Genomic DNA, 4,231 nt, shown 5'->3' with positions numbered 1-4,231 from the left:
GTGCTCGGCCCGGCGGCGGGGGCGCCGCTGCACGTGCGGGCGGTGTTCCAGTGGCCGGTGTTCTGGTCGGCCGCGAGCCTGGTGTCGCAGGCCACGCTGTCGCCGGTCGCGCTGCCATCCGGGTTGTCGGCCGGGCTGGCGCCGGCGTCGGCCGAAGCCCCGCCGACGCTCCAGGCGCTGGAGACCGATGCGATCCGCCGCGCCGTCGCGGCGGCCGGCGGCAATGTCTCGCTGGCGGCACGGCAGCTCGGCGTCGCGCGCAACACGGTGTACCGTCGCCTGAAGGGGTAGCCGCGAATCCGCCGTCGTCCTACACACTCGCTGTCCATCCCTCCCTACGATCGGCCTTCGCCGTACCTTCTGCCTGAATGACCGACTCCACCGCCTCCCGCCCGGCTCCCACCGCCGACCTGCCCGCCGAGGCCGTCGATGCGGCAGCCGACGCCCCCGCGGTGCTGTGCCCTCGCCCCGACCTGGTGGTCTGCGAGCAGTGCGACGCGGTGCACCAGCGCGTGTCGCTGCAGCCCGGCGAGACCGCGCACTGCCGGCGCTGCGGCGCGCTGCTCGGCCGCGGCCACCGGGTGTCGCTGCCCGGGCTGCTGGCGCTCGCGCTCGCAGCGCTGCTGTGTTTCGTGATCGGCAACCTGACGCCGCTGGTCTGGATCTCGGTGCGCGGATCGCCCGATCCGGTGACGTTGCCCGAGGCGCTGTGGCAGACCTGGGAAGCCGGCCAGCCGCTCGGCGCGATGCTGGCCGGCGCGACGGCGGTGGTGTTCCCGCTCCTCGTGATCGCGCTGCGCCTGTACCTGCTGTGGCCGATGACGCGGCGGCGCCTGCCGCAGGGCTTCATGCCGGCGATGCGGCTGCTGCGCTTCGCCACGCGCTGGAGCATGGTCGAGGTGTTCATGCTGGGCGCGCTGGTGGCCGTGGTGCGCAGCGCCGGGCTCGCGAGCGTGGTGCCGGGACCGGCCCTGTTTGCCTACGGCGTGCTGACGGTGCTGCTCACCTCGAGCAGCGCCGCCGGGCTGCACCGGCTGTGGCAGCTGGGCAGCGAGTGGCAGGCCGAACAGTCCGGCCCTGACGAGGCGGCTGCCCGATGAACGCGCGCTGTGCCCGCCTCTACAACTGCAGCGCCTGCGGGCTGGTGTCGCAGCGCAGCGATGCCGGCCTGCCGGACGACCACGACGACATCGCCTGCCCGCGCTGCGGCAGCGCGCTGCACCTGCGCATCCCCGACAGCCTGCAGCGCACCTGGGCCTGCCTGGCCGCCGCGCTGCTGCTGTACGCACCGGCCAACCTGCTGCCGATCCTGATCACCTCGAACGTGTTCGGGCGCGACAGCCACACCATCCTCGGCGGCATCGTCGATCTGTGGAACGCCGATGCGTGGGGCCTGGCGCTGATCGTGTTCATCGCGAGCATCGCGGTGCCGATCCTGAAGATCGCGACGCTGTCCTTCCTCGCCTTCACCGCGCAGCGCTGCAGTTGCGTGCGGGGCATACCGCGCACCCACCTGTACCGGCTGGTCGAGGCGGTGGGTCACTGGTCGATGCTCGATGTCTTCGTCGTCGTGCTGCTGGTGGGCATGGTGCGCTTCGGTGCGTTCGGCATCGTCGAGCCGGGGCCCGGGCTGCTGGCCTTCGGCGCGGTGGTGGTGCTGACGATGCTCGCCAGCGCGAGCTTCGATCCGCGCCTGCTGTGGCCCGACGAGGTCGACGACAATCCCTCCCCTGCCCATGGCTGACGAATCCCCATCCTCCGAACCGACGCCGGCGCCTCCGCCGGCTCCCGTACCCGCGGCACCCCCGCCGGCCCCGAATCCCGTGYCGCCCGCGCCGACCATCGTCAGCCGCAAGCGCTCGCTGCCGTCGGTGGTGTGGCTGGTGCCGGTGATCGCGCTGGCGGTGGGCGTGTCGCTGGTGGTCAACAGCCTGCTGCAGGCGGGTCCGCACATCACGATCGAGTTCCGCACTGCCGAAGGGCTGGAGGCTGGCAAGACCGAGGTGCGCTACAAGGAGGTGGTGGTCGGCCGCGTCGATGCGGTGTCGCTCAGCGAGGACCGCAAGCGCGTGATCGCCTCGGTGCGGCTGGCGCGCTCGGCCGCGGCGCTGGCGGTGGAAGACAGCAACTTCTGGGTCGTGCGGCCGCGCATCGGCGTCGGCGGCATCAGCGGCCTGGCGACGTTGGTGTCGGGTGCCTACATCGGCGCCGATGCCGGCGTGTCCACCGAAGACCGCAAATCGTTCGTCGGGCTCGAGGTGCCGCCCTTCGTGCTGCGCGGCGAGCCGGGCCGCAGCTTCGTGCTGCGCGCGCCCGACCTGGGTTCGCTGGACGTCGGCTCGCCGATCTTCTACCGCCGCACGCGCGTGGGCCGCGTCGTCGGCTACACGCTCGATGCCGAGAAGGACGAGTTGCTGGTGCAGATCTTCGTCGAGGCGCCGTACGAGCGGCTGGTCAACAACCGCTCGCGCTTCTGGAACGCGAGCGGGTTCGACTTCACGCTGAACGCGAGCGGGCTGACGGTGGACACGCAGGCGCTCACGTCCGTGATCGCCGGTGGGGTCGCGTTCGAGCACTCCGAGCTCGCGACGCCGAACGCGAAGGACGAGGCCGAGGCGGCCGCCGGCACGCGCTTCTGGCTGTTCAGCAACCGCAAGGCGGCGATCGCGCCGCCGGACGGCCCGCCGATGCGGCTGAAGTTCGTGTTCGACCAATCGGTGCGCGGGCTGTCGGTGGGTGCGCCGATCGATTTCCTCGGTGTCGAGATCGGCGAGGTGCGTGCCATCCGCCCGGGCTACGACGCGCAGCGCAAGCGCTACCCGATGGAGGTCACGGCAGACGTGCACCCGCTGCGGCTGGGCGCGGTGCGCGGGGCGCTGGTCGAGGGCGGCGGTGGACGTGCAGGCGACCGCGCGGAGCGGGCCGAGCGGAACGTGCGGCTGTTCCAGCGGCTGGTCGAGAACGGCGTGCGTGCGCAGCTGCGCACCGGCAACCTGCTGACGGGGCAGATGTACGTGGCGCTGGATTTCATCCCGAAAAGCCGTCCGGCTGCGCTGGTGATGGCCGACGGCGTGCCGCAGGTGCCGACGGTGCCGGGCACCTTGTCCGACGTGCAGCCGCAGATCGCCGAGATCGTCGCGAAGATCAACAAGGTGCCGTTCGACGACATCGGCCGCGACCTGCGGGCGACGCTGGCGCAGGCGCGCGAGGCGATCGCGAAGCTGTCGCCCGAGGCGCAGCAGTCGCTGGCCGAGGTGCGCAAGACGCTCGATGCGTTGCAGGGATCGCTGGGCAAGTTCGACCGCAACCTGCTCGACCCGGACGCGCCGGTGCAACGCAACGTGGAGCAGACGATGACCGACTTGCAACGGGCCGCGCAATCGCTGCGCGTGCTGACCGACTACCTGCAGCGCCATCCCGAATCGCTGCTGCGCGGCAAGCCGGCGGATCCGCCGCTGCCGTCGCTGGAGAACGGGCGATGAGGGCGTGGATCGCGGCATCGTTGATCGCGATGCTGGCGATGGCGGGTTGCGCGTCGCAGCCGCCGGTGCGCTTCCACAGCCTGCTGCCGGCGGCGTCGTCTGCTTCGGCAGCGTCGGCACCGACCGCAGGCGCACCGCTCGTCATCGAGCTCGGCCCGGTGACGGTGCCCGCCGCCGTCGATCAACCRCAATGGGTGCTGCGTGCCAGCGACGACAGCCTGCGCGTGCTGGAAGGCGAGCGCTGGGTCGCACCGCTGCGCGATGAGTTGAGGGCGGCGGTGATGGCCAGGCTGGCCGAGCGCTTCAATGCGGTTGACGCACGCACGCAGCCCGGCGCGGCGAGCGGCTGGCGGCTGCGCATCGAGGTGCAGCGTTTCGAGTCGCTGCTCGGCCGCGAGGCCTGGATCGAAGCGGCCTGGTCGGCCGCCTCGGTCGCGACGCCGGTGCGCACGCTGGCCTGCACGAGTCGGCTGCACGAGACGGCGGGTGCCGATGCGCCGTCGATCGCCGCGGCGCATCGCCGCGCGGTGCAGCGGCTGGCGGATCAGATCGGCGAGCGGCTGAAAGCGATGGATCAGTCGGCCGCAGTTCCCGCTTGCTGAACGCAATCAACGAAGCATGCGGACGCTCGCATGCTCGTCGATCACTTCAATCTTTTCCCCCCAACACAGCACGACGGCTCCGCAAAGGCGCGGGTGGGGAGGCTGGGGAGCGCCAATCAGGGCGGGGCGCCGGAGCTGGCTGGTTTC

General features: G+C 71.8%; 5 protein-coding genes. All 5 read left to right on the top strand.

Going from position 1 to position 4,231, the window contains the following annotated elements; genetic code table 11:
* The coding region (locus tag AC1DXV_RS32025; RefSeq protein ID WP_477874908.1) for a helix-turn-helix domain-containing protein at window positions 1-291 on the top strand (291 nt) is incomplete at its 5' end.
* Between the two features lie 77 nt (window positions 292-368).
* Entirely contained in the window at window positions 369-1,100 is a 732-nt protein-coding gene (locus AC1DXV_RS32020) for a paraquat-inducible protein A (protein WP_477937520.1), read from the top strand.
* Window positions 1,097-1,744, top strand: coding sequence for a paraquat-inducible protein A (locus tag AC1DXV_RS32015; RefSeq protein WP_477874433.1), 648 nt, complete (start codon window positions 1,097-1,099; stop codon window positions 1,742-1,744). Before AC1DXV_RS32020 ends, AC1DXV_RS32015 begins: the two co-directional genes overlap by 4 nt.
* A gap of 79 nt (window positions 1,745-1,823) precedes the next feature.
* Complete coding sequence (locus tag AC1DXV_RS32010; RefSeq protein WP_477937518.1) at window positions 1,824-3,482, top strand: PqiB family protein; 1,659 nt, start codon at window positions 1,824-1,826, stop codon at window positions 3,480-3,482.
* A complete protein-coding gene (locus AC1DXV_RS32005; protein WP_477866296.1) occupies window positions 3,479-4,084 on the top strand; it encodes a PqiC family protein in 606 nt (201 codons plus the stop codon). The genes AC1DXV_RS32010 and AC1DXV_RS32005 overlap by 4 nt, the downstream gene beginning before the upstream one ends.
* Window positions 4,085-4,231 lie beyond the last annotated feature (147 nt).

The organism is Rhizobacter sp. P3_C12 (assembly GCF_056402735.1).
This window is presented reverse-complemented; position numbering and strand designations above follow the sequence as displayed.

Bases quoted from the DNA above. Each gene is read 5' to 3' on its own strand.
- AC1DXV_RS32020 (WP_477937520.1), top strand. From the start codon at position 369: ATGACCGACTCCACCGCCTCCCGCCCGGCTCCCACCGCCGACCTGCCC.
- AC1DXV_RS32015 (WP_477874433.1), top strand. From the start codon at position 1,097: ATGAACGCGCGCTGTGCCCGCCTCTACAACTGCAGCGCCTGCGGGCTG.